Annotated in this window: 26 protein-coding genes; 16 read left to right on the top strand and 10 right to left on the bottom strand. The window is 65.9% G+C overall.

All coding sequences use genetic code 11. The annotated features are described in order from the left end of the window. Positions 1-5 precede the first annotated feature (5 nt). Entirely contained in the window at positions 6-1,184 is a 1,179-nt protein-coding gene (locus tag E0T84_RS10655; RefSeq protein ID WP_070185294.1) for an acyl-CoA dehydrogenase family protein, read from the bottom strand. Positions 1,185-1,349: 165 nt separating this feature from the next. Between E0T84_RS10655 and E0T84_RS10650 the strand changes: the two genes are divergently transcribed. The 12 genes from E0T84_RS10650 to E0T84_RS10595 all read left to right on the top strand — a co-directional run bounded on the left by E0T84_RS10650 (position 1,350) and on the right by E0T84_RS10595 (position 13,131). Further along, the gene (locus E0T84_RS10650) at positions 1,350-1,541 is read left to right on the top strand and encodes a ferredoxin (protein ID WP_070185302.1); all 192 of its coding nucleotides are present in this window, start codon (positions 1,350-1,352) and stop codon (positions 1,539-1,541) included. A gap of 15 nt (positions 1,542-1,556) precedes the next feature. Beyond that, positions 1,557-2,474: a 3-oxoacyl-ACP reductase gene (locus E0T84_RS10645; protein ID WP_138744429.1), complete on the top strand. Its 918-nt coding sequence runs from the start codon at positions 1,557-1,559 to the stop codon at positions 2,472-2,474. A gap of 271 nt (positions 2,475-2,745) precedes the next feature. Further along, entirely contained in the window at positions 2,746-3,510 is a 765-nt protein-coding gene (locus tag E0T84_RS10640; RefSeq protein ID WP_003879810.1) for an ABC transporter permease, read from the top strand. Next, a complete protein-coding gene (locus E0T84_RS10635; RefSeq protein ID WP_138744428.1) occupies positions 3,507-4,349 on the top strand; it encodes an ABC transporter permease in 843 nt (280 codons plus the stop codon). Before E0T84_RS10640 ends, E0T84_RS10635 begins: the two co-directional genes overlap by 4 nt. A gap of 15 nt (positions 4,350-4,364) precedes the next feature. Next, a complete protein-coding gene (locus E0T84_RS10630; protein ID WP_138744427.1) occupies positions 4,365-5,570 on the top strand; it encodes an MCE family protein in 1,206 nt (401 codons plus the stop codon). Next, a complete protein-coding gene (locus E0T84_RS10625) occupies positions 5,570-6,619 on the top strand; it encodes an MCE family protein (RefSeq protein ID WP_138744426.1) in 1,050 nt (349 codons plus the stop codon). Before E0T84_RS10630 ends, E0T84_RS10625 begins: the two co-directional genes overlap by 1 nt. Further along, positions 6,612-7,670, top strand: a complete 1,059-nt coding sequence (locus E0T84_RS10620) for a virulence factor Mce family protein (protein ID WP_138744425.1) — start codon at positions 6,612-6,614, stop codon at positions 7,668-7,670. The genes E0T84_RS10625 and E0T84_RS10620 overlap by 8 nt, the downstream gene beginning before the upstream one ends. Further along, the gene (locus tag E0T84_RS10615) at positions 7,667-9,070 is read left to right on the top strand and encodes a virulence factor Mce family protein (protein WP_138744424.1); all 1,404 of its coding nucleotides are present in this window, start codon (positions 7,667-7,669) and stop codon (positions 9,068-9,070) included. Before E0T84_RS10620 ends, E0T84_RS10615 begins: the two co-directional genes overlap by 4 nt. Before the next feature lie 71 nt (positions 9,071-9,141). After that, positions 9,142-10,266: an MCE family protein gene (locus E0T84_RS10610; protein ID WP_138744470.1), complete on the top strand. Its 1,125-nt coding sequence runs from the start codon at positions 9,142-9,144 to the stop codon at positions 10,264-10,266. Then, on the top strand, positions 10,263-11,948 hold the full coding sequence (locus E0T84_RS10605) for an MCE family protein (RefSeq protein WP_138744423.1): 1,686 nt from the start codon (positions 10,263-10,265) through the stop codon (positions 11,946-11,948). The genes E0T84_RS10610 and E0T84_RS10605 overlap by 4 nt, the downstream gene beginning before the upstream one ends. Continuing rightward, positions 11,948-12,646 carry a mammalian cell entry protein gene (locus tag E0T84_RS10600; RefSeq protein ID WP_171054976.1) on the top strand — a complete coding sequence of 233 codons (699 nt, stop codon included), beginning with the start codon at positions 11,948-11,950 and terminating at the stop codon, positions 12,644-12,646. Before E0T84_RS10605 ends, E0T84_RS10600 begins: the two co-directional genes overlap by 1 nt. Then, positions 12,646-13,131: a mammalian cell entry protein gene (locus E0T84_RS10595; protein WP_138744422.1), complete on the top strand. Its 486-nt coding sequence runs from the start codon at positions 12,646-12,648 to the stop codon at positions 13,129-13,131. The genes E0T84_RS10600 and E0T84_RS10595 overlap by 1 nt, the downstream gene beginning before the upstream one ends. A gap of 13 nt (positions 13,132-13,144) precedes the next feature. Here E0T84_RS10595 and E0T84_RS10590 read toward each other — a convergent pair whose 3' ends face one another. The 5 genes from E0T84_RS10590 to E0T84_RS10570 all read right to left on the bottom strand — a co-directional run bounded on the left by E0T84_RS10590 (position 13,145) and on the right by E0T84_RS10570 (position 16,081). Next, on the bottom strand, positions 13,145-14,596 hold the full coding sequence (locus E0T84_RS10590) for a trehalose-6-phosphate synthase (RefSeq protein WP_138744421.1): 1,452 nt from the start codon (positions 14,594-14,596) through the stop codon (positions 13,145-13,147). Further along, positions 14,597-14,761 (bottom strand): hypothetical protein, encoded by a 165-nt coding sequence (locus tag E0T84_RS10585; protein ID WP_097925806.1) that lies wholly within the window; start codon positions 14,759-14,761, stop codon positions 14,597-14,599. A gap of 45 nt (positions 14,762-14,806) precedes the next feature. After that, on the bottom strand, positions 14,807-15,196 hold the full coding sequence (locus E0T84_RS10580; protein WP_138744468.1) for an intersectin-EH binding protein Ibp1: 390 nt from the start codon (positions 15,194-15,196) through the stop codon (positions 14,807-14,809). A gap of 106 nt (positions 15,197-15,302) precedes the next feature. Further along, a complete protein-coding gene (locus tag E0T84_RS10575) occupies positions 15,303-15,641 on the bottom strand; it encodes a hypothetical protein (protein WP_138744420.1) in 339 nt (112 codons plus the stop codon). Positions 15,642-15,697: 56 nt separating this feature from the next. Next, entirely contained in the window at positions 15,698-16,081 is a 384-nt protein-coding gene (locus E0T84_RS10570; RefSeq protein WP_138744419.1) for an intersectin-EH binding protein Ibp1, read from the bottom strand. Positions 16,082-16,347: 266 nt separating this feature from the next. On the opposite strand from E0T84_RS10570, the gene E0T84_RS10565 reads away from it, so the two are divergent. Beyond that, on the top strand, positions 16,348-17,256 hold the full coding sequence (locus E0T84_RS10565) for an enoyl-CoA hydratase (protein ID WP_070946215.1): 909 nt from the start codon (positions 16,348-16,350) through the stop codon (positions 17,254-17,256). A 2-nt stretch (positions 17,257-17,258) separates the two neighbouring features. Continuing rightward, positions 17,259-18,092, top strand: coding sequence for an SDR family oxidoreductase (locus E0T84_RS10560; protein WP_070185301.1), 834 nt, complete (start codon positions 17,259-17,261; stop codon positions 18,090-18,092). Between the two features lie 77 nt (positions 18,093-18,169). On the opposite strand, the gene E0T84_RS10555 is transcribed toward E0T84_RS10560, so the two are convergent. From E0T84_RS10555 to E0T84_RS10540, 4 genes are read right to left on the bottom strand one after another with little or no spacing between them, the layout of a single operon-like run. Further along, positions 18,170-18,676, bottom strand: a complete 507-nt coding sequence (locus E0T84_RS10555) for a (2Fe-2S)-binding protein (protein WP_138744418.1) — start codon at positions 18,674-18,676, stop codon at positions 18,170-18,172. After that, positions 18,669-19,553 (bottom strand): xanthine dehydrogenase family protein subunit M, encoded by an 885-nt coding sequence (locus E0T84_RS10550; RefSeq protein WP_138744417.1) that lies wholly within the window; start codon positions 19,551-19,553, stop codon positions 18,669-18,671. Before E0T84_RS10550 ends, E0T84_RS10555 begins: the two co-directional genes overlap by 8 nt. Beyond that, entirely contained in the window at positions 19,550-20,251 is a 702-nt protein-coding gene (locus tag E0T84_RS10545; protein ID WP_070185277.1) for an SRPBCC family protein, read from the bottom strand. Before E0T84_RS10545 ends, E0T84_RS10550 begins: the two co-directional genes overlap by 4 nt. A 26-nt stretch (positions 20,252-20,277) precedes the next feature. Continuing rightward, the gene (locus E0T84_RS10540; RefSeq protein WP_138744416.1) at positions 20,278-22,650 is read right to left on the bottom strand and encodes a xanthine dehydrogenase family protein molybdopterin-binding subunit; all 2,373 of its coding nucleotides are present in this window, start codon (positions 22,648-22,650) and stop codon (positions 20,278-20,280) included. Positions 22,651-22,766: 116 nt separating this feature from the next. On the opposite strand from E0T84_RS10540, the gene E0T84_RS10535 reads away from it, so the two are divergent. Together E0T84_RS10535 and E0T84_RS10530 are read left to right on the top strand one after the other, a co-directional pair. Further along, positions 22,767-23,420 carry a M15 family metallopeptidase gene (locus E0T84_RS10535; protein WP_138744415.1) on the top strand — a complete coding sequence of 218 codons (654 nt, stop codon included), beginning with the start codon at positions 22,767-22,769 and terminating at the stop codon, positions 23,418-23,420. Between the two features lie 96 nt (positions 23,421-23,516). After that, positions 23,517-24,221 carry a cutinase family protein gene (locus tag E0T84_RS10530; RefSeq protein ID WP_138744414.1) on the top strand — a complete coding sequence of 235 codons (705 nt, stop codon included), beginning with the start codon at positions 23,517-23,519 and terminating at the stop codon, positions 24,219-24,221. Positions 24,222-24,268: the final 47 nt, after the last annotated feature.

Raw genomic sequence — 24,268 nt, 5'->3', positions numbered from 1 at the left:
CGTCCTTACCGGTTCACTCGGGGCAGGCCGAGCGCGACCATGCCGATGATGTCACGCTGAATCTCGTTGGTGCCGCCGCCGAAGGTCAGGATCAGCGCCGAGCGGTGGAACCGCTCGATGCGACCACGCAGCAGCGCGCCCTTGCTGTCCGGACGCAGCGTCGCCGCGGTGCCCAGCACCTCCATCAGCAGGCGGTAGGCCTCGGTGGCGAGCTCGGTTCCGTACACCTTGGCCGCTGACGCATCGGCCGGAGACGGAGCGCCGTCGGCGGAGGCCAGCTCCCAGTTGATGAGCTTGAGCACCTCGGCCTTGGCGTGCACCCGAGCCAGGTTGAGCTGGACCCACTCGGAGTCGATGACCCGCTTGCCGTGCACGTCCTTGGTGTTCTGCGCCCACTCGCGGACCCCGTCGAGGGCCACATAGATCGGCTGGGCCGAAACGAGTGCGACCCGCTCGTGGTTGAGCTGATTGGTCACCAGCTTCCAGCCGGCGTTCTCCTCGCCGACCAGGTTGGTGGCCGGGATCCGCACGTCCTGGTAGTAGGTGGCGCTGGTGTCGACACCGGACATGGTGTGCACCGGCGTCCAGGAGAAGCCCTCGGCGGTGGTCGGCATGATCAGCATCGAGATGCCGCGGTGCTTCTTGGCCTCGGGGTTGGTGCGCACCGCCAGCCACACGTAGTCGGCGTAGGCGATCAGTGAGGTCCACATCTTCTGGCCATTGACCACGTAGTCATCCCCGTCGCGCACCGCGGTGGTGCGCAGCGCGGCCAGATCGGTGCCGGCGCCGGGCTCGGAGTAGCCGATCGAGAAATGCAGCTCGCCCGCGGCGATCTTGGGCAGAAAGAACTTCTTCTGCTCCTCGGTGCCGAAGTGCATGATCGTGGGCGCGACGCTGTTGATCGTCAGGAACGGCACCGGGGCGCCGGCGATCGCGGCCTCGTCGGTGAAGATCAGCCCGTCCATCGGCGGGCGCGCCTGGCCGCCGAACTCCTTTGGCCAGCTCAGGGTGAGCCACCCGTCCTTGCCCATCTGGGCGACGGTGTCGCGGTAGACGTTGCCTCGTCCCATCTCGCCCTCGGACGAGTTGAGTGCCTCGACACGTTCGGGCGTCATCAACTTGGAGAAATATGCGCGCAACTCGCGGCGCAGCTCCTCCTGCTCAGGGGTGTAACCGATCCGCATTCCGCTGCATCCTCACTGCTTGAAAGACCTGAGTTCTCACCTGGTTGTAACACGTTCTAGTCTTAGGATCCAGGCCGGTGTTGCACTGGTATCGGTCAGGTGGGGTCGTATTCTGTGGCTGCGCGCACGCAGCCCCGTGTGCGTACACGTGTTGAGGAGGTCGCCATGCGAGTTGAAGTGGACCGTGATCGCTGTGAAGGCAATGCGGTGTGCGTGGGTATTGCCCCTGATCTGTTCGATCTTGATGACGACGACTATGCCGTGGTCAAGTCCGATCCGGTGCCTGCCGGCCAGGAGGACCTGGCCGAGCAGTCCATCGCCGAATGCCCCCGCGCAGCCCTGATCCGAAAAGACTAGAGGTATTCATAAACCATGACTGACGACGCTCAGATCGATCTGTCCGGAAAAGTCGCCGTTGTCACTGGCGCGGCGGCGGGCCTGGGCCGCGCCGAGGCCATCGGCCTGGCCAAGGCCGGGGCGACCGTGGTGGTCAACGACATGGCCGGCGCGCTGGACGCATCGGACGTCTTCGACGAGATCGCGGCAGCCGGTTCCAAGGGTGTCGCGGTGGCCGGGGACATCAGCCAGCGATCGACGGCCGACGAGCTGGTTTCCACAGCGGACGGTCTGGGCGGCCTGGACATCGTCGTCAACAATGCCGGCATCACCCGTGACCGCATCCTCTTCAACATGAGCGACGAGGAGTGGGATGCGGTCATCGCCGTGCACCTGCGGGGTCACTTCCTGTTGACCCGCAATGCCGCGACCTACTGGCGTGCGAAGGCCAAGGCGGGCGATGGCACCGTCTACGGCCGGATCATCAACACCTCGTCGGAGGCCGGGCTGTCGGGCCCGGTGGGTCAGCCCAACTACGGGGCGGCCAAGGCCGGCATCACGGCACTCACGGTGTCGGCGGCCCGCGCCCTGGAACGCTTCGGTGTGCGGGCCAACGCGATCGCGCCGCGGGCCCGCACCGCGATGACCGCAGGCGTGTTCGGCGATGCGCCAGAAGAGGCCGGAGGTCAGGTCGACCCGCTGTCGACTGAGCATGTCGTCACCCTCGTCCGATTCCTGGCCTCGCCTGCGTCCGAAGCCGTCAACGCTCAGCTGTTCATCGTCTATGGTCCAACTGTCACGTTGGTCGCGCCCCCTACAGCGGAGAAGCATTTCACTGCGGACTCCGATGCGTGGAACCCGGCAGACCTCAGCGGGACACTGCACGATTACTTTGCTGGTCGTGACTTCGGGAGTGGATTCTCGGCGACCGAGCTGATGGATTCACGAGACTGACGGTCTCGTTGGCCGTGCTCGATAGAAGTAGAACGTGTTCTAACTTGTGGGTTCAGTCGGTGCGCCCTGAGCTGCAAAAACGGCGTCCGACATGAGAATTTTCATTTCTTTGACAGTGCGAACGTGTTCTAGTTAATATGATCCGGCTCACTAAGAGCACCGTAAGACCAAGGGGTGGGAGAGCGGCCACGTCAGGTGGCCGTCAGAATTTCGCTAAAACGAATTTCCGCGGAATTTCCCCCACCCGAGTACCCCGAGAACGGAGCCCAGGTTGATCGAACAGCTTGCGGTTCCGGCCCGGGCCGTGGGCGGCTTTGTCGAGATGTCCTTGGACACCTTCGCCAAGATGTTCCGTCGACCGTTCCAGTTCAAAGAGTTCCTGGATCAGACGTGGATGATCGCGCGGGTCTCCTTGGTGCCGACGTTGTTGGTCGCCATCCCGTTCACGGTCCTGGTCGCATTTACGCTCAACATCCTGCTTCGTGAGATCGGTGCCGCCGACCTGTCCGGCGCAGGCACCGCCTTCGGCACCATCACCCAGCTCGGCCCGGTGGTGACCGTGCTGGTGGTGGCCGGCGCGGGCGCCACGGCGATCTGCGCCGACCTCGGTGCCCGCACCATCCGCGAAGAGATCGACGCCATGCGGGTGCTGGGCATCGATCCGATCCAACGCCTGGTCGTGCCCCGCGTGCTGGCCTCGACGTTCGTGGCGCTGCTGCTCAACGGCCTGGTCTGCGCGATCGGCCTGGCCGGTGGCTACGTCTTCTCGGTGTTCCTGCAGGGCGTGAACCCGGGTTCCTTCATCAACGGCCTGACAGTGCTGACCGGGCTCGGCGAACTGGTGCTGGCCGAGATCAAGGCACTGCTGTTCGGCGTGGTAGCCGGCCTGGTCGGGTGCTACCGCGGCTTGACCGTAAAGGGAGGCCCGAAGGGTGTCGGTAACGCTGTGAACGAGACGGTGGTCTACGCCTTCATCTGCCTGTTCGTGATCAACGTGATCATGACGGCAATCGGGGTCCGGGTGCTTGTTCGATGAGCTATGACGCCACACTTCGCTTCCGCCGGCTGTTCCGCGGCGTGCCCAAGGCCGTCGACACCGTCGGCGAGCAGGCACTGTTCTACGGCGAGACCATGCGGTACCTGCCGAACGCGATCAACCGCTACCGCAAGGAGACCATCCGACTGGTAGCCGAGATGACGATGGGCGCGGGCGCCCTGGTGATGATCGGCGGCACCGTCGGCGTCGCGGCATTCCTCACCCTGGCCTCCGGCGGTGTCATCGCCGTGCAGGGTTATTCGTCGCTCGGCAACATCGGCATCGAGGCCCTGACCGGCTTCCTGTCGGCGTTCCTCAACGTGCGCATCGTCGCCCCGGTGATCGCCGGTATCGCGCTGGCCGCCACGATCGGCGCCGGCGCCACCGCACAGTTGGGTGCGATGCGGGTGGCCGAGGAGATCGATGCCGTCGAAGCGATGGCGGTCCACGCGGTGTCCTACCTGGTGTCCACCCGACTCCTGGCCGGCCTGATCGCGATCGTGCCGCTGTACTCACTGTCGGTGCTGGCCGCGTTCTTCGCCGCGAGGTTCACCACGGTGTTCATCAACGGTCAGTCCGCCGGTCTGTACGACCACTACTTCAACACCTTCCTGATACCCAGCGACCTGCTGTGGTCGTTCCTTCAGGCGATCGTGATGGCGATCGCGGTGATGCTCGTGCACACCTACTACGGCTACAACGCCTCCGGTGGGCCCGTCGGCGTGGGCATCGCCGTCGGTCAGGCCGTGCGCACCTCGCTGATCGTCGTCGTCACCATCACGCTGTTCATCTCCCTGGCCGTCTACGGCGCGTCCGGCAACTTCAACCTTTCCGGGTAGGTGGCAGGAATCTCTATGTCTGACGGAAATCCCAAGCACCGCCGCCATGTGAGGATCGCCGCCGCGATCCTGGCCGCGATCGTGGCCGCCGCGGTGGCCTTCACCTACCTGTCCTACACAGCAGCCTTCACGCCGACCGACACCGTCAGCCTGACCGCGCCGCGGGCCGGGCTGGTGATGGAGCGCGACGCCAAGGTGAAGTACCGGGGCATCCAGATCGGCAAGGTCACCGACATCGCCTATGCCGGCAACGAGGCGAAGCTGACGCTGTCCATCAAGCGTGGCGAGATGCGGTACATCCCGTCCAACGCCACCGTGCGGATCGCGGGCAACACCATCTTCGGGGCGAAGTCGGTGGAGTTCCTGCCGCCCGACCAGCCGCAGCAGACGTCATTGCGTCCCGGTAGCACCGTGGCCGCCAAGGACGTGCAGCTCGAGGTCAACACCCTCTTCCAGACGCTGTCGGATGTGCTGAACAAGATCGACCCGGTCAGCCTGAACGCCACCCTGACCGCGCTCGGTGAGGGTCTGCGTGGCCACGGGGACGACCTCGGGGCGGCTCTCACCGGCCTCAACGGCTATCTGGCGCAGATCAATCCGAAGTTGCCGACGCTGCAGGACGACTTCGCCAAGGCCGCCGTGGTGACCAACATCTATGGCGACGCCGGGCCTGACCTGGCCCGGGTGATCGACAACGTGCCTGCCCTGAACAAGACCATCGTCGACGAAAAGACCAATCTCAACGCCACGTTGCTGGCCGCGACCGGCCTGGCCAACAACGGCACCGCGACCCTGCAGCCGGCCGCGGACGACTACATCGCCGCCATCCAGCGACTGCGGGCCCCGCTGAAGGTGGCCGGTGAGTATTCGCCGGAATTCGGCTGTGTGCTGAAAGGCACCGCGACCGCGGTGGATCGCTTCGCGCCGATCATCGGTGGAATCCGGCCCGGCCTGTTCGTGTCGTCGAACTTCCTGCCTGGCTCCCCGGCCTATACCTACCCGGAGAGTCTGCCGATCGTGAACGCGTCGGGCGGCCCCAACTGCCGCGGTCTGCCCGACATCCCGACCAAGCAGTACGGCGGTAGCTGGTATCACTCGCCGTTCCTGGTGACCGACAACGCCTATGTGCCGTTCCAGCCGAACACCGAAGTGCAGTTCGACGCCCCGGCGACGCTGCAGTTCTTGTTCAATGGTGCGTTTGCGGAGAGGGATCGGTTCTGATGGCGGCGTCCAGTGCGGGCAAAGACCGGACCATGCTCAAGGTCAGCATCTTCACGATTGCCATGCTGCTGGTGGCGGCCATGCTCGTGGTGGTGTTCGGCGAATTCCGGTTCGCCTCGGAGAACGGCTATCACGCCACGTTCAGCCAGGCGTCGCGGCTCAAGGCCGGCCAGGATGTTCGTATCGCGGGTGTACCGGTGGGCACCGTCAAGGACGTCAAGCTGAACGCGGACAACACCGTCGACGTGAGGTTCCTGGTCAACAAGCGCTACCAGCTCTACACATCGAGCCAGGCCAAGGTGCGCTACGAGAACCTGGTCGGCGACCGGTACCTCGAGATCACTTCGGGCCCAGGGGAATTGCGCAAGCTTCCGCCCGGCGGGACTCTCCCGCAGCAGAACACCCAGCCGGCTCTGGACCTCGACGCGCTGCTGGGCGGACTGCGGCCGGTGATGAAAGGCCTTGACGGCAACAAGGTCAACGAGATCTCCAACGCGATCATCGAGATGCTGCAGGGTCAAGGTGGGGCGCTGGCGAACATGCTGACCAGCACGAGCGCGTTCACCCAGAATCTGGCCGCCCGCGATCAGCTGATCGGCGACGTGATCACCAACCTCAACACGGTGCTGGGTACGGTCGACGAGAAGGGCGCGCAGTTCGACTCAAGTGTCGACGAGCTGCAGAAGCTGATCAGCGGCCTCGCGGAGGGCCGCGACCCGATCGCAGGCGCGATCGCGCCGCTGGCCTCGGCGGAGAATGACCTGACCGACATGCTCGAGAAGTCGCGTCGCCCACTGCAAGGGGTCATCGAGAACGCGCGCCCGTTCGCCCAGCGCATGGACGAACGCAAGGCCGACGTCAACAAGGTCATCGAACCGCTCGCCGAGAATTACCTGCGGCTCAACGCACTTGGCGCCTACGGCTCATTCTTCAACATCTACTACTGCTCGATCCGGATGAAGGTCAACGGTCCGGCCGGCAGCGACATTCTGATTCCGTTCGGCGGTCCGCCGGACCCGTCGAAGGGGAGGTGTTCGGACAATGGCTAGGCGCGACGGCGACACAGCACTACGCACCGGGATCTTCGGCATCGCCCTGGTGGCGTGTGTGGTGCTGGTGTCCTTCGGCTATACCGGTCTGCCCTTCTTCCCGCAGGGCAAGCAGTACGAGGCGTATTTCAGCGACGCCGGCGGGATCGACCCGGGTAACGATGTGAACGTTTCCGGGATCGCGGTCGGCAAGGTCACCGACGTGGCGCTGGCCGGTGACGCCGCCAAGGTCAGCTTCACGGTGGATCGCAACATCAAGATCGGCGATCAGTCGCTGGTGGCGATCAAGACCGAAACGGTGCTCGGACAGAAGTCCCTGTCGGTGACACCGAAGGGCAGCGGGAGTTCGACGGTTATCCCGTTGGGGCGCACCACAACTCCTTACACGCTGAACACCGCGTTGCAGGATCTCGGGCACAATGCCGCTGAATTGGACAAGCCGAGGTTCGAACAGGCGCTGGCGACGCTGACCGACACACTGCGCGATGCCACGCCGCAGTTGCGGGGCGCGCTGGACGGGGTTGCCAACCTGTCGCGCAGCATCAACAAGCGCGACGAAGCCCTCGAGGGGCTGCTCGCACACGCCAAGCGGGTCTCGGACCTGTTGGCGGCGCGCGCCGGCCAGGTCAACCAGCTGGTCACCGACGGCAACCAGCTGTTCGCCGCGCTCGACGAGCGTCGACAGGCGCTGAGCAACCTGATCGCCGGCATCGACGATGTCTCCAAGCAGCTTTCGGGATTCGTCGCCGACAACCGCAAAGAGTTCAAACCGGCGCTCGACAATCTCAACCTGGTGATGGACAACTTGCTGGAGCGGCGCGAGCACATCGGTGAGGCGCTGCGCCGTCTGCCGCCGTACGCAACAGCGCTCGCCGAGGTGGTCGGTAACGGCCCGGGCTTCAACATCAACCTGTACGGCCTGCCGCCGGCAGCGATCTCCGAGGTGCTGCTCGATACCTACTTCCAGCCGGGGAAGCTGCCCGACAGCCTCGCCGACATGCTGCGTGGATACATTGCCGAACGGACGATCATTAGGCCGAAATCGCCATGACACAAGATAATCCGGTGTCCAGCCGGAGCCGCTGGGTACGTACCGCGCTGGCTGCGCTGCTGCTGGTCACGCTGGCAGTAGGTGTGTACCAGGTGTGGCCGTCGCGTACCGGCCCCAAACTCACGGCGTACTTCACCAACGCAGTCGGGTTGTACCCCGGTGACGAGGTGCGCATCGTCGGCGTTCCAGTCGGCACGATCGACTCGATCGAGCCGAGGCCCTCGGACGTCAAGATCGAGATGACTCTCGACCGTGGCATCAAGGTGCCTGCCGATGCCAAGGCCTTGATCTTGTCGCCGAACCTGGTGTCGGCCCGGTTCATCCAGCTGACACCGGCCTACACCGAAGGCGATGTGATGGCCGACGGTGCATCGATCGGGTTGGACCGTACGGGCGTGCCCGTCGAGTGGGACGAGGTCAAAGAGCAACTCACCCAGCTCAGTTCGCAACTGGGTCCGCAGCCCGGCTCGGTTCAGGGCCCGATCGCGGCGTTCGTCGATCAGGCGGCCACCACGTTCGACGGCAACGGCGACTCGTTCCGCGACGCACTGCGTGAGTTGTCCCAGACCGCAGGCCGGTTGGGCGATTCCCGCACCGACCTGTTCGGCACGGTGAAGAACCTCCAGGTTCTCGTCGACGCATTGTCCAACAGCAATGAGCAGATCGTGCAGTTCACCAATCACGTGGCATCCGTGTCGCAGGTGCTGGCCGACAGCTCCGATGGCCTCGACCAGACCCTGACCACGCTGAACCAGGCGCTGGGCGATGTCCGCGGTTTCCTCAACGAGAACAACGAGGCGCTGATCGCGCAGGTGGGCAAGCTCGCCGATTTCACCCAGATCCTCACCGATCACAGTGACGATATCGAGCAGATCCTGCACGTCACACCCAACGGTCTGGCCAACTTCTACAACATCTACAACCCGGCTCAGGGCACGGTGGGTGGTCTGCTGTCACTGCCCAACTTCGCCAACCCCACGCAGTTCATCTGCGGCGGCACGTTCGATGTCGGTGCCAACCCGGACAACTACAAGCGCGCCGAGATCTGCAGGCAGCGAATGGGCCCGGTGCTGCGGCGCATCACGATGAACTACCCGCCGGTGCTGTTCCACCCGGTGAACAGCATCACGGCCTACAAGGGGCAGATCATCTACGACACCCCGGAGACGGAAGCCAAGTCGGAGACGCCGGTGCCGTACCTGCAGTGGCAGAACGCCCCGGGCGTGACGCCGCCGCAGATCCCGCCGGACGCGACGCTGAGTTCGTTGATCCTGCCACCGGATGCACCCGCACCCGCAGCCGGAACAGGGGTGGGCCCCGCGCCCGGACCCGCGCCTGCTCCTGCCGAGCCCGCGCCAGGACCTGCGGCCGCTCCCGCTGAAGCTGGGGCCGGCGGATGATGAGGGGTAGAGCATTGAGGGGTAAGGCATCCCGGTTCGGCGGACGGACGCTGGCGATCGGCAGTGGTGCGATGCTGCTGGCCGGCTGCCAGTTCGGCGGACTCAACTCGCTCAACATGCCCGGTACCGCAGGGCACGGAGCGGGGTCCTACACGGTGACGGTGGAATTGCCCGATGTGGCGACCCTGCCGCAGAACTCACCGGTGATGGTCGACGACGTCACGGTCGGCAGTGTGTCGGGCCTGGACGCGATGCAGCGTCCGGACGGGAGCTTCTACGCGGCGGTGCAGCTGTCGCTGGACGGGGACGTGAAGCTTCCGGCGAATGCCGTTGCGCGCGTTGCCCAGACGTCGCTCCTCGGTTCGCAGCACGTTCAGTTGTCCGACCCGGTCGACGAGCCTCCGGAGGGGCAGCTGCGCGAGGGGGCCAACCTTGCGCTGTCGAAAGTGAGCCGCTACCCGACCACCGAGGAAGTGTTGTCCTCGCTGGGCATGGTGGTGAACAAGGGCAATCTCGGTGCGCTGCAGGACATCACCGATGAGGCGTACGCCGCGGTGGCCGGACGGGCCGGAAGCTTCGCCGAGCTGATCCCGCGCCTTGCCGAGCTGACCGCATCGTTGGATCAACAGACCAACGACATCATCGCCGCGGCGGACGGGTTGAACCGCTTCGCGTCGATTTTGGCCCGTAGCAAGGACAATCTGGGCCGCACGCTCGATACGCTGCCCGGCGCGTTGAAGGTGCTCAACGAGAACCGGTCCAACATCGTCGAGGCCTTCACCGCACTGCGCGGTTTCGCCCAGGTGGGTTCGCGGATCCTGTCTGAGACCAAGGACGATTTCGCGGCCGACATCAAGGATCTCTACCCGGTGATCAAGGCGTTCAACGACAATGCCGACGATTTCATCAAGGACCTGGAGTTCCTGCCGACCTTCCCGTTCCACTACAAGTACCTGCGCAACGCGGTTCGCGGTGACTACCTGAACGTGTTCGTCACGTTCGACCTGACGCTGCGCCGATTCGGCGAGTCGATCTTCACCACCGGCGGGTTCGACCCGAACATGAAGCACCTGGGTGAAGTGATCAATCCGCCGGACTGGCTGACCGGGCAGATGGCCAACCTGTCCGGGCAGGCTGCCGACCCGTTCAAGATCCCTGCCGGAACCGCCACCCAGCACGAGGAGAAGCCGCAATGATCGACCGGCTGACCCGTATGCAGTTGATGATCTTCGGGGTCGTCACGGTTCTGACCGTCGGTGCGATCTCGCTGTTCTATCTGCATCTGCCCGCCGCGGTGGGCATCGGTACCTATCACGTGAACGCCAACTTCGTGACCGGCGGCGGGATCTACGAGAACGCCAACGTGACCTATCGGGGCGTGACGGTCGGCCGGGTGGATTCGGTGGGGCTGGCTTCCGATGGCGTGGTCGCCCGGATGCAGTTGAACAGCAGTACGGCGATACCCAAGAACGTCACCGCGACGGTCAAGAGCGTCTCGGCGGTGGGTGAGCAGTACATCGATCTGATTCCGCCGGAGTCGCCTTCGACCGACAAGTTGCGCAACGGTGGCTCCATCGATCAGGCGAACACCCGCGTAGGCCAGGACATCGCCGGCATGCTGCACGAGGCCGACACACTGGTCAGCAGTATCGGGAACAGCCGGTTGCAGGATCTGTTGCGCGAAACCTTCAAGGCATTCAACGGGTCCGGGCCGGAACTGGCACGGCTCATCGAGTCGTCGCGCCTGCTGATCGACGAGGCCAATGCCAACGCGGGCGAGACCACCCAGCTGATCGACCAGGCCGGCCCCTTCCTGGAAGCCCAGATGCGCAGCGGTGACAGCATCCGGTCGCTGGCCGACGGACTGGCCCGGTTCACCGGCGAGGTGAACAAGGCGGACCCGCAGCTGCGCACCACCCTCAAGACCGTTCCCGGCACCACCGAGGCGGCCAACACCGCGTTCAGCGGCATCCGTCCGACGTTCCCGGTGCTGGCGGCCAACCTGGCCAACTTCGGCCGGATCGGCGTGATCTACAGCAAGTCGCTCGAGCAGGCGCTGGTCATCTTCCCGGCCCTGATGGCCGCGCTGAACACGGTGGCCGGTGGCGTGCCCACCGATGAGGGCGGCAAGCTCGATTTCAAGGTGGATCTCGGCGACGCGCCACCGTGCCTGACCGGCTTCATCCCCCCGACCCAGATCCGCTCCCCGGCAGACCTCACACTGCGGGATCTGCCGACAGATCTGTACTGCAAGACCGCACAGAACGATCCAGCCGTGGTCCGTGGCGCGCGCAACTACCCGTGCCAGGAGTTCCCGGGCAAACGTGCCCCCACGATCCAGTTGTGCCGCGACCCCAACGGCTACATTCCGGTGGGCTCCAACCCATGGCGCGGTCCGCCGGTGCCGTACGGCACCCCGATCGAGGACGGGCGCAACATCTTGCCGCCCAACAAGTTCCCGAATATCCCGCCGCAGGTGGATCCGGACCCGGGGCCACCGGTAGTGCAGCTGCCGCCAGGTGCCCAGCCGGGCCCCGGCCCCGCGCCGCATGCGCCGTTCCCGCTGCCGGTTCCGCCGAACAAGCCGGGCCCCCAACCCCCGCCGTGGCCGTACTTCGCGCCGCCGGACCAGATCGTGCCGCCCTACGGCCGGACGCCCCCGGGTGCACCCGAACCGGCACCGGCTCCGGCTCCGGAGGCGCCGTTGCCTGCGGAGGCACCACCTGTGGCCAGCGCACCCATGACGGGCACCTACGATCAGCACAGTGGGGTCTTCGCTGACGCCGACGGAGGCACCGGTGTCTATGCGGCTGGTGCTGAGAATCTGCGACCCGCGGAGACCTGGGTAGATCTGATGTTGGATCCAAGGCAGGCTTGATGACGGAAGAAACGGCCTCGAACCAGAGGCCGGCGCGTAGGCGCGCGTCCAGGGCGGCCGGCCCTACCGGTGCCGGCGTCGTCGCAGAGGTGACCACCACCAGTGTTGTGGCTGACGCTGCGACCACCACGGAGGCCAGGGCGCCGAAGCTGACGCCGGTCAAACCGCCGCCGCGGCGGCGTGCCCACAGCCGGCTGGTGGCGCTGGTGACGGTCCTGGTGCTGGCCGTGGCGACCGCGGCGCTGGGCGCGCTGGTTTACGTCATGCGCGACCAGCAGCGCAACGTCGACGCCGAGCAATCCCGCAATGAGCGCTTCGTCGACACCGGCAAGCAGACAGTGATCAACATGTTCAGCTACACGCAGGACACCATCGATGAGAGCGTCAATCGCTTCATCGACGGGACCAGCGGCCCGTTACGCGACATGATGAGCCAGGGCAACAACGCCGACAATCTCAAGGCACTGTTCCGCGACACCAATGCCAGCTCGGAGGCCGTGGTGAACGGCGCTGCGTTGGAGAAGGTGGACGAGATCGCCGGAAACGCGTCGGTGCTGGTGGCGGTGCGGGTGACGGTCGCCGACATGGACGGGGTCAATTCGCCGACCCGGCCGTACCGGTTGCGCGTGATCGTGCACGAGGACGACAACGGGCACATGACCGGATACGACCTCAAGTACCCCGACGGTGGAAACTGATGCGCTCTAAACTCACTGCCTTGCTGATCGGCCTGTTGACCGTGGCGTTCGTGGCAGCGGCGGGGGTCGGCGGCTCGCTGTACTGGAACCGGGTGATGCAACGCGCCCAGGCGGTAACCCGGGCCGAACTGCCTACCCTGGCGACCGATCAGATTCCCAAGGTGTTCGGCTACGACTATCAGACCGTCGAGCGCAGCTTGACGGAGACATATCCGCTGCTCGCCCCGGGCTTCCGGCAGAAGTTCGAAGAGGATGCCACCGCCAAGGTGATCCCTGAGGCACGCAAGCGTCAGCTCGTGGTGCAGATCAGCGTCGTGGGCGTCGGGGTGATGACCGCCCAACGTGAGTCGGGATCGGTGCTGGTGTACATGAACCGCACGGTGACCGACAAGTCCCGCCAACCGTTGTACGACGGCAGCCGACTGAAGGTCGACTACCGCAAGGTGGACGGCAACTGGCTGATCAACGCGATCAATCCGATCTGACGCGGCCCAGCGCTCACGCTGGGTTCGAGTTTCCCAACGCCTCGAGGAAGGCGCGGGCCCATCGGTCGACGTCGTGGGCCAATACCTGCCGGCGCAGGGCGCGCATGCGCCGCTTGCCCTCTTCGGGGCTCTGCTCCAGCGCAGCCTCCATGGCGTCTTTGACGCCCTCCAGATGGTGAGGGTTGATGAGGTAGGCCTGACGCAGCTCGGCGGCCGCACCGGTGAACTCGGACAGCACCAACGCCCCGCCGAGGTCACTGCGGCAGGCCACGTACTCCTTGGCCACCAGGTTCATCCCGTCGCGTAGCGGCGTGACCAGCATGACGTCGGCGGCGACGAAGAACGCGATGAGCTCGTCGCGCGGCACCGGGCGGTGCACGTAGTGCACGACGGGATGCCCGACCTCGCCGAACTCGCCGTTGATGTGCCCGACCTGACGCTCGATGTCCTCCCGCATCGCCTTGTAGCTCTCGACACGCTCGCGGCTGGGTGTCGCCAATTGGACCAGGACGGTGTCGTCGCGTTTGACCCGCTGCTCTTCGAGCAGCTCGGAGAACGCGTGCAGCCGGACATCGATGCCCTTGGTGTAGTCGAGCCGGTCGACGCCGAGGAGGATCTTGCGGGGGTTGCCGAGCTCGGCGCGGATCTGCCGGGCGCGTTGCCGGATCGCGCGGTTGCGCGCCCTGGCATCCAGATCTGCCGAGTCGATGGAGATGGGGAAGGCTCCGACCGTGACGGTGCGGAAGCCGTAGGAGATCTGGCCGAAGCGTGAGCGCACACCGATCGAGGCGCGTGAGGTGTTGGCCCCGATCAGGCGCCGCGCCAAGACCAGGAAGTTCTGCGCGCCGCCGGCCAGATGGAATCCGACCAGATCGGCGCCGAGCAGGCCTTCGACGATCTCGCTGCGCCATGGCATCTGCATGAACAGTTCGACCGGTGGGAAGGGGATGTGCAGAAAGAAGCCGATGGTGAGGTCGGGGCGGAGCATCCGCAGCATCTTCGGGACGAGTTGCAGCTGATAGTCCTGGATCCAGACGGTGGCACCGGGTGCGGCTGCGCGGGCCGTCGCCTCGGCAAAACGCCGGTTCACCTCGACGTAGGCGTCCCACCACTTGCGGTGGTACACGGGTTTGACGATGAGGTCGTGATACAGCGGCCACAGCGTGGCGTTCGAGAACCCTTCGTAGTAGTCCGCAACATCTTGGGCGGACAATTCCACCGGGAAGAGCTGCAGGTCTTCCTCGACGATCGGCTCGTCGCCACTGTCGGGGATGCCGGCCCAGCCGATCCATGCGCCGCGGCGTTTACGCAGCAGCGGTTCCAGCGCCGTCACCAGTCCGCCGGGACTGCGTTTCCATGTCGTGCTGCCGTCCGGCAACCGCTCCATGTCGATGGGCAGCCGATTGGCCACCACCACGAAGTCGGAGCTACCGGAGGCGGCCTTGCGGCCACCTTCCGGGCTCACCTACGCCTCGGTTTTCGAAGGCCCAATGCCGAGCATGGACAGGAACATCCGGCACTCGTCGGCGTCGGTGGCGTAGGTCGCCACGACCCGGCGGGCCTGGCTGGCCGTGCTGTCGGCCAGGGGCTCGACGTCGTCGATCTCGGCGGTTTCAGATTTCGCAGGCATGACACAACTGTATGCGACCGGGACAGGCCCGGCCGCCTCACGCCATCAGCCGATGGAACCGTGCACTGTCGGGCTGCTGCCGACGGTGGACTCCGGGACCGCCTGAGGCCCCTGGGACTGCTGTTCCTCGGCCAGGCCGATGCACTCCCCGGAGTTGGCACCGGTGCATGGGATGGAACCGCCGCCGCCGGGCTCGTTCACAGCGGGCAGGTTCGGGTTGCCCGGGATGCTGCTGAAGCTGCTCGGGGAATTCGGCACGGTGTGCGGAACACAGTTGCCGGTGTAGAGGTCTTCTTCTTCGCCGGTCGGGCAGGCCAGCACCGGGCCGGAGGACACCGGGGCGGAGAACGCGACGATCGCCGGCGCGGCGGCCGCAGCGAGTGCAAATCCGCCGGCAAAGATCAGTCGTCGCATCGAGATCGGGAAGGTTGCCATCGTCACGCTTTCTCTAGGTATTCGATTGTCTGTTGGTGAGATTCTATGGACGCTGTGGGATATCTGCATCCGATCTACGAGTTGGCTGGGAATCCGTCCCGAGGCGCTAGGGGCTGGCGCTGATCGTTGAACGCGGAATGGGTCGTGGACCTTCGGCCTCGTCCTCCTCGGCCAGGCCGATACATTCGCCGGCGTTGTGGCCGGTGCACGGGATGGCTCCGCCTCCGCCGGGCAGATTCACCGCAGGCAAATCCGGATTGCCCGGGATGCCGCTGAACGGCGACGGCGAATTCGGCACCAGGAAAGGCGTGCAGGTGGTCGTGTAGACGTCCGCTTCCTCACCGGTTGTGCACGTTGCCTGGGCGACCGGCGTCCCCAGCCACAAGGACAGTGCGCAACCGGCACCGGCTACAGCCAGCGCGACGGGCGCGACGACGGATTTCACACCAGCAGTCTAGGGCTGCTGGAGGTTTACTGTGCGGTCTCTGTCGTAGCGCTGTGTCAGCCGATGGAACCGTGCACGGTCGGGCTGCTGCCGACGGAGGACTCTGGGACCGGCTGCGGCCCCTGGGCCTGCTGCTCCTCGGCCAGGCCGATGCACTCACCCGAATTGGCGCCGGTGCACGGGATGGAGCCGCCACCATCCGGCGCGTTGACCGCAGGCAGGTTGGGGTTGCCCGCGATGCCGGTGAAATTGCCCGGGGAGTTCGGCACGATGTCGGGAACGCACACGTTGGTGAAGGTGTCCTCGGTCTCCCCGTTGGGGCACGAGGCCAGTGCTTGAGAGGGTGTCGACAGGGCCGTCAGGACCGGGGCCGCGGCGACGGCCGTGGCGATGCCCACCGCGACGGCGAAGCGGCGGGCGACAAGCGGGAGGATGGCCATGGCCGTGCTTTCTCTAGGGCGCTGTGCGATTTGCTGGACGACCGGCCGATGTGGTCTCCACGGCCGGTCGGCGGCGGGGCTGTGACATTCCGGAAGTCTACGCCCTACAAGGGAAAACGGGCGTGAATCGGCCTGGCGCCCAGGTTTCACCCGGCGGTGCTGTGAGGCGACTGCGTAGTAGCTGTGATCCCGGTGTGAGCGCGATTACGCGATACACGTAATCTGCATTCCGTAACTTACTTACCGTGCCTAAGAGGTGGTCCGAAATGGTCAGTCCCGATGACACAGCCCGCCAGGTCGAATACGAGACGCTCGACGACGGACGCATCGCCCGGATCTGGCTGAACCGTCCGGATGCGCAAAACGCCCAGTCCCGGACCCTGCTGGTGCAGCTCGACGAGGCGTTCGGGCGCGCCGAGGCCGATGACGCGGTCCGTGTGGTGATCCTGGCTGCACGTGGGAAGAACTTCTCGGCTGGGCATGACCTCGGTTCCGAAGAGGCGCTGGCCGAACGTCAGCCAGGGCCGACTCAACACCCGACCTTCCGCTCGCACGGCGCCACCGCCGCCGGTGTCGCCGAACGAACCTATTTGCAGGAGTGGCACTTCTACTTCGAGAACACCCGGCGCTGGCGTGATCTGCGCAAGATCACCATTGCCCAGGTGCAGGGCAACGCGATCTCCGCGGCCTTGATGCTGATCTGGGCCTGTGACCTGATCGTGGCCGCCGACGACGCCAAGTTCAGCGACGTCGTCGGGGTGCGGATGGGAATGCCGGGAGTCGAGTATTACGCCCACCCATGGGAATTCGGTGCCCGCAAGGCCAAAGAGCTACTGCTGACCGGTGATTCGATCGACGCCGATGAGGCCTACCGGCTGGGTATGGTGTCCAAGGTCTTCGCGCGCGACGAACTCGAAGACAAGACACTGGAATTCGCGCGGCGCATAGCCGACCGGCCGACAATGGCGGCGTTACTGGTCAAGGATTCCGTCAACGCAGCCAGTGATGCGATGGGCTTCACCGAAGCGCTTCGGCATGCCTTCCACATTCACGAACTCGGGCACGCGCACTGGGCGTCGGCCAACGAGAATCGCTGGCCGGTGGGTATGCCGCCAGATGTTCCCGACTGGCGGACATTGGGGGCTCCCAAGCCCGCCCGGCGTGATACACCATGACCATGCAGATTTCGTTAGAGGGTCGAACCTATCTGGTCACCGGCGGCGGCAGCGGTATCGGCAAGGCTTCCGCGGCCGCCATCGTCGCCGCCGGCGGCAACGCCCTGCTGATCGGGCGCAATGCCGACAAGCTCAGCGCCGCCACTGACGAGCTGAATGCCCAGGGGCCCGGATCGGTCCGCTATGAGCCTGCCGACGTGACCAACGAAGACGAGGTTCGCCGGGCGGTCGACGCGGCCACCGCATGGAACGGCCAGTTGCACGGTGTCGTGCACAGCGCAGGCGGGTCGCTGACCATCGGTCCGATCACCCAGATCGATTCCGAACTGTGGCGCCAGACCGTCGATCTGAACGTCAACGGCACGATGTACCTGATCAAGCACGCGGGCCGGGAGATGGTTCGGGGCGGCGGCGGCTCGTTCGTCGGCATCTCGTCGATCGCCTCGAGCAACACCCATCGCTGGTTCGGTGCATACGGGGTGAGCAAGGCCGCGCTCGACCACCTGCTCAAGCTGGCCGCCGACGAGCTCGGGCCGTCCTCCGTGCGGTTCAACAGCATTCGTCCGGGTCTTACCCGCACCGAGATGGTCGGCCCGGTATTCGAGCTCCCCGCAGCCCGCGACGATTACGAAGCTTGCACGCCTATGCCGCGGTTCGGCGAGGTCGAGGACATCGCCAACTTGGCGGTGTTCCTGCTCAGCGATGCCGCGGGCTGGATCACAGGCCAGGCCATCGGGGTGGACGGCGGACACGCGCTGCGCCGCGGGCCGGATATCTCGGGAATGCTCGAGCCGTTGTACGGCGCCGACGGCCTGCGCGGCGTCGTCCCCGACTGACTCGGTGGCGCGTGGCCGGGGCCTACACCGGAAGGCCGGCCCCGGCTTTCATGCGGTCGGTGCCGCCATGAGTCGGCCTACTGTTGACCGGCCGAGTCGAGCTCCGCGTTGCCGTCAGCGTGTTCGCAAACCCGGTGCACGGCGGTCACGATGCCCTGATACCCGGTGCAGCGGCAGAAGTTTCCCGACAACCCCTCGCGGATCTCGCCATCGGTGGGATTCGGGTTGTCGCGCAGCATCGCGGTGATCGAGGTGACGAATCCCGGTGTGCAGAAGCCACATTGCAGCCCGTGGCACTCCTTGAGCGCGGACTGCACCGGGGACAGCTCGCCGTCCGGTCCGGCGATTCCCTCGACCGTGGTCACTTCCTGTCCGTCCACCTGAACCGCGAACAGCAGGCAGGACCGGACGGCCTGCCCGTCCAGCAGAACCGTGCAGGCGCCGCAGGCGCCGTGCTCGCAGCCGAGGTGGGTACCCGTGAGACCGCAGGTGTCCCGCAGGAAGTCGGCCAGCGTGACGCGGGGCTCGACCACCCCCTGGTAGTCCCGTCCGTTGACCGAAACCGCAACCGGCAGTTCATGCATTGAGGGCCTCCTCGGCGTGCGTGGTTGCCTGGGTCCAGGCGCGGGATACCATGGCGGCCCCCACCCGGGCCCGGTATGACGCCGAGCCTTGCAGGTCGGCGGGGATGTCGCTGAGTTCGGGCATCGCCATCCGGCCGATCTCGTCGGCGGTGAGGCCGCCGATCGGGGTGCCGACCACCGCCGCTTCGGCCGCGGTGGCCCGCAGCGGGGTGGAGCCGAGCCCGAGCAGTCCGATGCCGCAGCGGGAGATCCGGTCGTCCTCATCGAGTTCGACTCCGACGACGGCGCCGGCGATCGCGAAATCGCCGTGTCGCCGTGCGAATTCGGCGATCCCGAAACCGCTGCGGCCCGATGCCACCGGGAAGCGCACCGCGGTGAGGATCTCGTCTGAGTCCAGCGCGGTCTCCCACAGGCCGGTGAAGAACTCGGCGGCCGGAATGGCCCGGGTGCCGCGGGATGAGGTCGCCTCGATCGTGGCGTCGAGTGCCAGGGCAACAGCCGCGTACTCTGCCGCCGGGTCGGCATGCGCGATCGCCCCGCCCAGCGTGCCGCGGCTGCGGATCTGGAAGTGGCCGATGTGCGGTGTGGCCAGGGTCAGCAGCGGCACCGAATCGGCGATCTCGTCGTCCAGTCCCACCATGGCGTGCGGGGTGGCCGCACCGATCCGAACCTCATTGTCCTGCAGCGCGATGTCGTTCAGTTCGGAGAGTCGTGAGATGTCGATCAGGTTGTCGAAGTGGGTCAGGCGCATCGACAGCATCGGCACCAGGCTCTGACCACCCGCCAGGACCTTGGCGTCTTCGCCGTACTCGCTCAGCATGCCGACTGCCTCGGCGACCGAGGTGGGCCGGTGATAGGTGAAGGGGGCGGGTTTCATGACACCAACCGCAGCAGTGCGGCCTGCAGGTCCTCGGTGCTCAGCCCACTGGACTTTCGCTTGTTACGTCCGGTCCGGCCGATCAGGAAGCCGAGCACGCCTGCGGCCGCGGCCGCGCCGATCGCCGGGGCGAAGCGTTTGGCCATCGGCACGGCCATCACTTTGGCCAGCGCGAGTGCGTTGATCGGGGCGGCCTCCTGGGCCGGCTGTTCGGCGGCTGTTGCGGCCGAGCCGGTTTGGGCCTGCGTCGTCTCGCCGACCAGCTCGGCCTCCAGGCTGCGGGCGAACTGGTCGATCAGGCTGCCGGCCACGTCTGCCAGCACGCCCCGGCCGAACTGGGCTGCCTTGCCGGAAATGGCGAGATCAGTGGTGACCACGACCAGTGTGGAATCGGCGCCCTCATCCTTGAGCTGTGCGGTCACGACCGCCGAGGCGGTGCCGCTGCCGCGGGTCTCCTTGCCGTTGGCCTTGAGGACCACCCGCTGTGCTGCCGCGTCCTTCTCCTGGAATGTCGCATCGCCCTTGTAGGACACCGTGATCGGCCCGACCTTCACCTTGACCGCACCCGTGAAGTCGTCACCGTCGACGCTCAGCAGGGTGGCGCCGGGCAGGCAGGGTGCGACGCGCTCGACGTCGGTGAGCACCTCCCAGGTTTTCGCCGCCGGCACCGCGACCCGGAATTCGTTGTTGAGCTCCACGATTGGTGGTCCCTTCCTAGAGGTTTCTACGAGTGGTGTTCCTGCGCCAACTCGATGGCTTCGACGATGGCTGCCGGAGTGGCTGGCAGGGTGGTCAGGGTGACGCCGAGCGGGGCCAGTGCATCGTTGACGGCGTTGATCACCGCGGGCGTCGAGCCGATGGCCCCACCCTCACCCGCACCCTTGTAGCCACCGACGCCGGGTCCCGGGATCTCGACATGGCCGTACTCGATCGTCGGGACTTCGGTGGTGGTGGGCAGCAGGTAGTCGACAAATGTTGAGGACAACGGGTTTCCGGCGTCGTCATAGGACAGCTTCTCCAGCAGCGCGCCGCCGATGCCCTGCACGGTGCCGCCGGCGATCTGGCCTTCGACCACGTTGGGGTTGATCATCGGACCAACATCCTCGCTGACGATGTAGCGCGTGAGGGTGACGTGCCCGGTGATCACGTCGACCTCGCACGTGCAGGCGTGGGTGGCGTTGGCCCAGTGGATCGGGGCGGTGGGCGGTGCGGTGTACCGGGCGGTGGCTTCCAGGGAGGCTGAGGTGCCGGGCGGAAGCATCTGCGGCTCGTAGTGGGCGCGGTAGGCCAGATCGGCGAAGCTGACGCTCTTTTCGGGATCGTGGCGCGTCGTCGCCTTGGACCCGCCGAGTTCGATCTCGGACTCCTCGACCTCGAGCCGGGCCGCGGCCATGGCGACGAGCTGTTTGCGCAGGATGGTTCCGGCCTCGTTGACCGCACCCGCGGTCATCGGGGCGCTGCGGCTGCCCTGGGTTCCTGCGCCGTACGGCGTCACCGCGGTATCGCCCTGAATGGTTGCGACATCGTCGATGTCGGCACCCAGGGCGTCGGCGGTGAGCTGGATAACGGTGGTTTCCAAGCTGTTTCCGGTGGAACCGCCGTTGACGTAGACGTTGATCTTGCCGGTCGGTTCCATCCGGATCGTGCAGCCCTCGCTGGCCAGGTGGCCGGTGGCTGCACCGGTGGGTTCGATGTAGGCCGAAAAGCCGAGTCCGAGGTAACGGCCCTGGGCCAGCGCCTCGGCCTGCTCCTTGCGGAAGCCTTCGTGGTCGAGGATCTTGACGGCCTGCTCGAACGTCTCGATCGGGGCGACGTGGTCATACGGCATGCCGTTGGGGTTGAAGTACGGCATCTCGTCGCGGCGGAGCAGGTTCTTGCGCCGCAGCTCGACGGGGTCAACGCCCATCTTGCGGGCTGCGATGTCGAGAAGTATTTCGCGGGTGAGGGTTTCGTACTGCCATGGACCGCGGTAGGCGTGCAGGCCGGCGGTGTTGGAGAACACGGTCTTGTAGTTGAAGCTGGCCTTCGGCACCCGGTACGGGCCGGGGAAGAACATGCCGATGGCCGCGGTGGTCAGCACGGGATAGGGGGTGGGGTAGGAGCCGACGTCTTGGATGAAGTCGATGTCGGCGGCCAGTATGGTGCCGTGCTCGTCGAAGGCCATGCGCACGTCGCCGTCGACGTGACGGGACTGCCCGGCCGACATCAGGTTTTCCCGGCGGTCCTCGATCCACTTGAGCGCTGTGCCTGATCGCGCGTGCGACGTCGCACTGGAAACTTTGCGGGCGGCCAGCATGATGCACATGTCCTCGCGCATCGGGACCACCTTCTGGCCGAATCCGCCGCCGGTGTCGCGCATGATGACTCGCACATGCTGGGCCGGGATGCCGAGCAGGCGGGCCGCGAAAGCGCGCAGTTCGTGCGGAGTCTGGGTGGAGGCCCAGATGGTCAGCTCACCTGAGGTCGCCGACCATTCGGTGACCATGCCCCGGCACTCGATCGGCACCGGCACGTGCATCTGCTGGTAGATGTGCTCGTTCACCACGTGCGCGGCTGAACTGAAGACCTCCTCGTCGGGAGGCATGCCGGCCATCCCGCCGGCGTTGTTGTCCGGAAAGGCTTCGTGGACGGACACTTCCGAGGTCAATGCCTGCCGGAAGTCGGCGATCGCCGGAAGTGGTTCGTAGTCGACGTCGACCAGGTCGACGGCATCCTCGGCGAGGTAGCGGCTCTCGGCGATGACCAGCGCCACGGGATCTCCCACGAATTTCACCTCGCCCTCGGCCAGGGGCGGGCGCGGGGTGTCGGGGACGTCCTTGCCCGCGACGGCATGCCAGGCCTCTTTGACCTCCGGGTTGAGGTCGGCGGCGGTGAGCACGCAATGCACCCCGGGCAGCGCCAGGGCGGCGGCTGCGTCGACGCGGGTGAATTTGGCATGCGCGTACGGGCTGCGGACGAAGCAGGCATGCAGCATGCCGGGCCGCGTGACGTCGTCGACATAGGTGCCGCGTCCGGTGAGCAGTCGGGTGTCCTCGACCCGTTCGACCCGTCGGCCGGCATAGCGGGTTGCGACGGTCTCCGGTACGGCTGACGCCATAGGATCGCTCCAATCCGTCGGTTCACGTATGCGCAGTACTTATGCGCATAACCTAGCGGCCGCCGGAGGCTCCGACGCCGAATCAAGAGTGTGGTTATCGTACATCGGAAAGCAATATGCCTGAAGAAGAGAGTGTCATTTCCGCAGGATTGCGGTTACTGACCGGCACGGTACTGACGACTATCGCCATCGTCGCTGCGGTGGCCTCGGCGCCGCCGACGTTCGCCAGGCCCGTTGCCGAAGCCGGACTGGTCGACGTGCGCACCGCGGTGCCGGATGCAGTGGTCGACCTGCGGTACGCGACTCCCGACAATTTCGTCGGCCGGCGGCTCTATCCGGCCGGGGCACCCTGCCTGGTGCACGAATCCCTGGCCGCCGGGTTGGCCACCGCAGCGGCCGTGCTGCGGCCGGACAAGCTCGTTTTCTGGGACTGTTATCGGCCGCATGAGGTTCAGGTGCGGATGTTCGAAGCGGTGTCGAATCCCAACTGGGTGGCGCGGCCGGGACCGTACGCCCGCAGCCACGAGGCCGGACGATCGGTGGACGTGACGATCGCCGGGGCCGACATGGGCACCGGTTTCGACGACTTCACCGAACGCAGCCGGGCTTATGCGACCGACGGGATCACCCCTGCCGCCCGAGCCAACCGGGCCCGGCTGCGTGAGGCGATGGGCGCCGGTGGGTTGACCGTGTATTCAGGGGAGTGGTGGCATTTCGACGGGCCGGGTGCGGCCGATCCGCGCCCCTACCTGGACGTCCCGCTGGGCTGAGTTTCCCCTGGGTACTTGAGCCTGTCGTCCGAGTTTGGAATGTGCCAGCATGGGGAACCGTAACGTTCGTCACGATCCGGTAGGCGTGGAGTCGAAATGAACGTCTTCAAATTGTTCCAGGGTGCAATGCTGATTGCCGCCTGCGCCCTTCCAATCGCACCGATGCCCACCGCGTCGGCGCAACCCCCGTGCCCAGACGTCGAGGTGGTCTTCGCCCGAGGCACCTATGAACCGCCGGGTGTCGGCGGACCGGGACAGTCCTTCGTCGATGCGCTGCGCGCCCGCGCCGGGGAGCGTTCGGTCGAGGTGTACCCCGTGAACTACCAGGCCAGTGGGAACTTCGGTGACCGGATCGAGTTCGCCAGAACAGTGGTCGACGGCATCCGTGACGCATCCGACCACATCAAGGCGACCGCAAGGGACTGCCCGAAGACGAAGGTGGTCCTGGGCGGCTACTCCCAGGGCGCCGCGGTAGCCGGCTACACCACCGCGGCCACCGTGCCGGATGGCATCCCGCCGGAATACAAGCAATATATCCCCGAGCCCATGCCGGCCGAGGTCGCCGACCACGTGGCATCGGTGGTACTGCTCGGTGCGCCGTCCGACGAGTTCATGCGCGACATCGGCGCCCCGCAGATGGTGATCGGCCCGCGGTACAAAGACAAGACCATCGAGTTGTGCGAGCCCGGTGACACCATCTGTGACGGGACACCGGCCGGTGTACCCAACTTCGCCCACACCGCGTACGTCTTCAACGGGATGCCGGGCCAGGCCGCTGATTTCACCGTGGGCCGGCTCTGACCGGCCACGTAGATAACGATATGAAACCTCAATGGTTGCAATGTGAT

The organism is Mycobacterium sp. DBP42 (genome assembly GCF_005924235.1).
GTDB classification, from domain to species: Bacteria; Actinomycetota; Actinomycetes; order Mycobacteriales; family Mycobacteriaceae; genus Mycobacterium; species Mycobacterium syngnathidarum.
The sequence above is the reverse complement of the archived record's forward strand: the minus strand, read 5'-3'. Positions and strand labels throughout refer to the sequence as shown.

Excerpts from the sequence above, each read along its gene's own strand:
- E0T84_RS10570 (WP_138744419.1), bottom strand. The coding sequence starts at position 16,081 with ATGGCCATCCTCCCGCTTGTCGCCCGCCGCTTCGCCGTCGCGGTGGGC.
- E0T84_RS10655 (WP_070185294.1), bottom strand. The coding sequence starts at position 1,184 with ATGCGGATCGGTTACACCCCTGAGCAGGAGGAGCTGCGCCGCGAGTTG.
- E0T84_RS10625 (WP_138744426.1), top strand. The coding sequence starts at position 5,570 with ATGGCGGCGTCCAGTGCGGGCAAAGACCGGACCATGCTCAAGGTCAGC.
- E0T84_RS10530 (WP_138744414.1), top strand. The coding sequence starts at position 23,517 with ATGAACGTCTTCAAATTGTTCCAGGGTGCAATGCTGATTGCCGCCTGC.
- E0T84_RS10555 (WP_138744418.1), bottom strand. The coding sequence starts at position 18,676 with ATGCATGAACTGCCGGTTGCGGTTTCGGTCAACGGACGGGACTACCAG.
- E0T84_RS10600 (WP_171054976.1), top strand. The coding sequence starts at position 11,948 with ATGACGGAAGAAACGGCCTCGAACCAGAGGCCGGCGCGTAGGCGCGCG.
- E0T84_RS10645 (WP_138744429.1), top strand. The coding sequence starts at position 1,557 with ATGACTGACGACGCTCAGATCGATCTGTCCGGAAAAGTCGCCGTTGTC.
- E0T84_RS10565 (WP_070946215.1), top strand. The coding sequence starts at position 16,348 with ATGGTCAGTCCCGATGACACAGCCCGCCAGGTCGAATACGAGACGCTC.
- E0T84_RS10610 (WP_138744470.1), top strand. The coding sequence starts at position 9,142 with ATGCTGCTGGCCGGCTGCCAGTTCGGCGGACTCAACTCGCTCAACATG.
- E0T84_RS10605 (WP_138744423.1), top strand. The coding sequence starts at position 10,263 with ATGATCGACCGGCTGACCCGTATGCAGTTGATGATCTTCGGGGTCGTC.
- E0T84_RS10630 (WP_138744427.1), top strand. The coding sequence starts at position 4,365 with ATGTCTGACGGAAATCCCAAGCACCGCCGCCATGTGAGGATCGCCGCC.
- E0T84_RS10595 (WP_138744422.1), top strand. The coding sequence starts at position 12,646 with ATGCGCTCTAAACTCACTGCCTTGCTGATCGGCCTGTTGACCGTGGCG.
- E0T84_RS10585 (WP_097925806.1), bottom strand. The coding sequence starts at position 14,761 with ATGCCTGCGAAATCTGAAACCGCCGAGATCGACGACGTCGAGCCCCTG.
- E0T84_RS10620 (WP_138744425.1), top strand. The coding sequence starts at position 6,612 with ATGGCTAGGCGCGACGGCGACACAGCACTACGCACCGGGATCTTCGGC.
- E0T84_RS10650 (WP_070185302.1), top strand. The coding sequence starts at position 1,350 with ATGCGAGTTGAAGTGGACCGTGATCGCTGTGAAGGCAATGCGGTGTGC.
- E0T84_RS10580 (WP_138744468.1), bottom strand. The coding sequence starts at position 15,196 with ATGGCAACCTTCCCGATCTCGATGCGACGACTGATCTTTGCCGGCGGA.
- E0T84_RS10540 (WP_138744416.1), bottom strand. The coding sequence starts at position 22,650 with ATGGCGTCAGCCGTACCGGAGACCGTCGCAACCCGCTATGCCGGCCGA.
- E0T84_RS10535 (WP_138744415.1), top strand. The coding sequence starts at position 22,767 with ATGCCTGAAGAAGAGAGTGTCATTTCCGCAGGATTGCGGTTACTGACC.
- E0T84_RS10635 (WP_138744428.1), top strand. The coding sequence starts at position 3,507 with ATGAGCTATGACGCCACACTTCGCTTCCGCCGGCTGTTCCGCGGCGTG.
- E0T84_RS10615 (WP_138744424.1), top strand. The coding sequence starts at position 7,667 with ATGACACAAGATAATCCGGTGTCCAGCCGGAGCCGCTGGGTACGTACC.
- E0T84_RS10560 (WP_070185301.1), top strand. The coding sequence starts at position 17,259 with ATGCAGATTTCGTTAGAGGGTCGAACCTATCTGGTCACCGGCGGCGGC.
- E0T84_RS10550 (WP_138744417.1), bottom strand. The coding sequence starts at position 19,553 with ATGAAACCCGCCCCCTTCACCTATCACCGGCCCACCTCGGTCGCCGAG.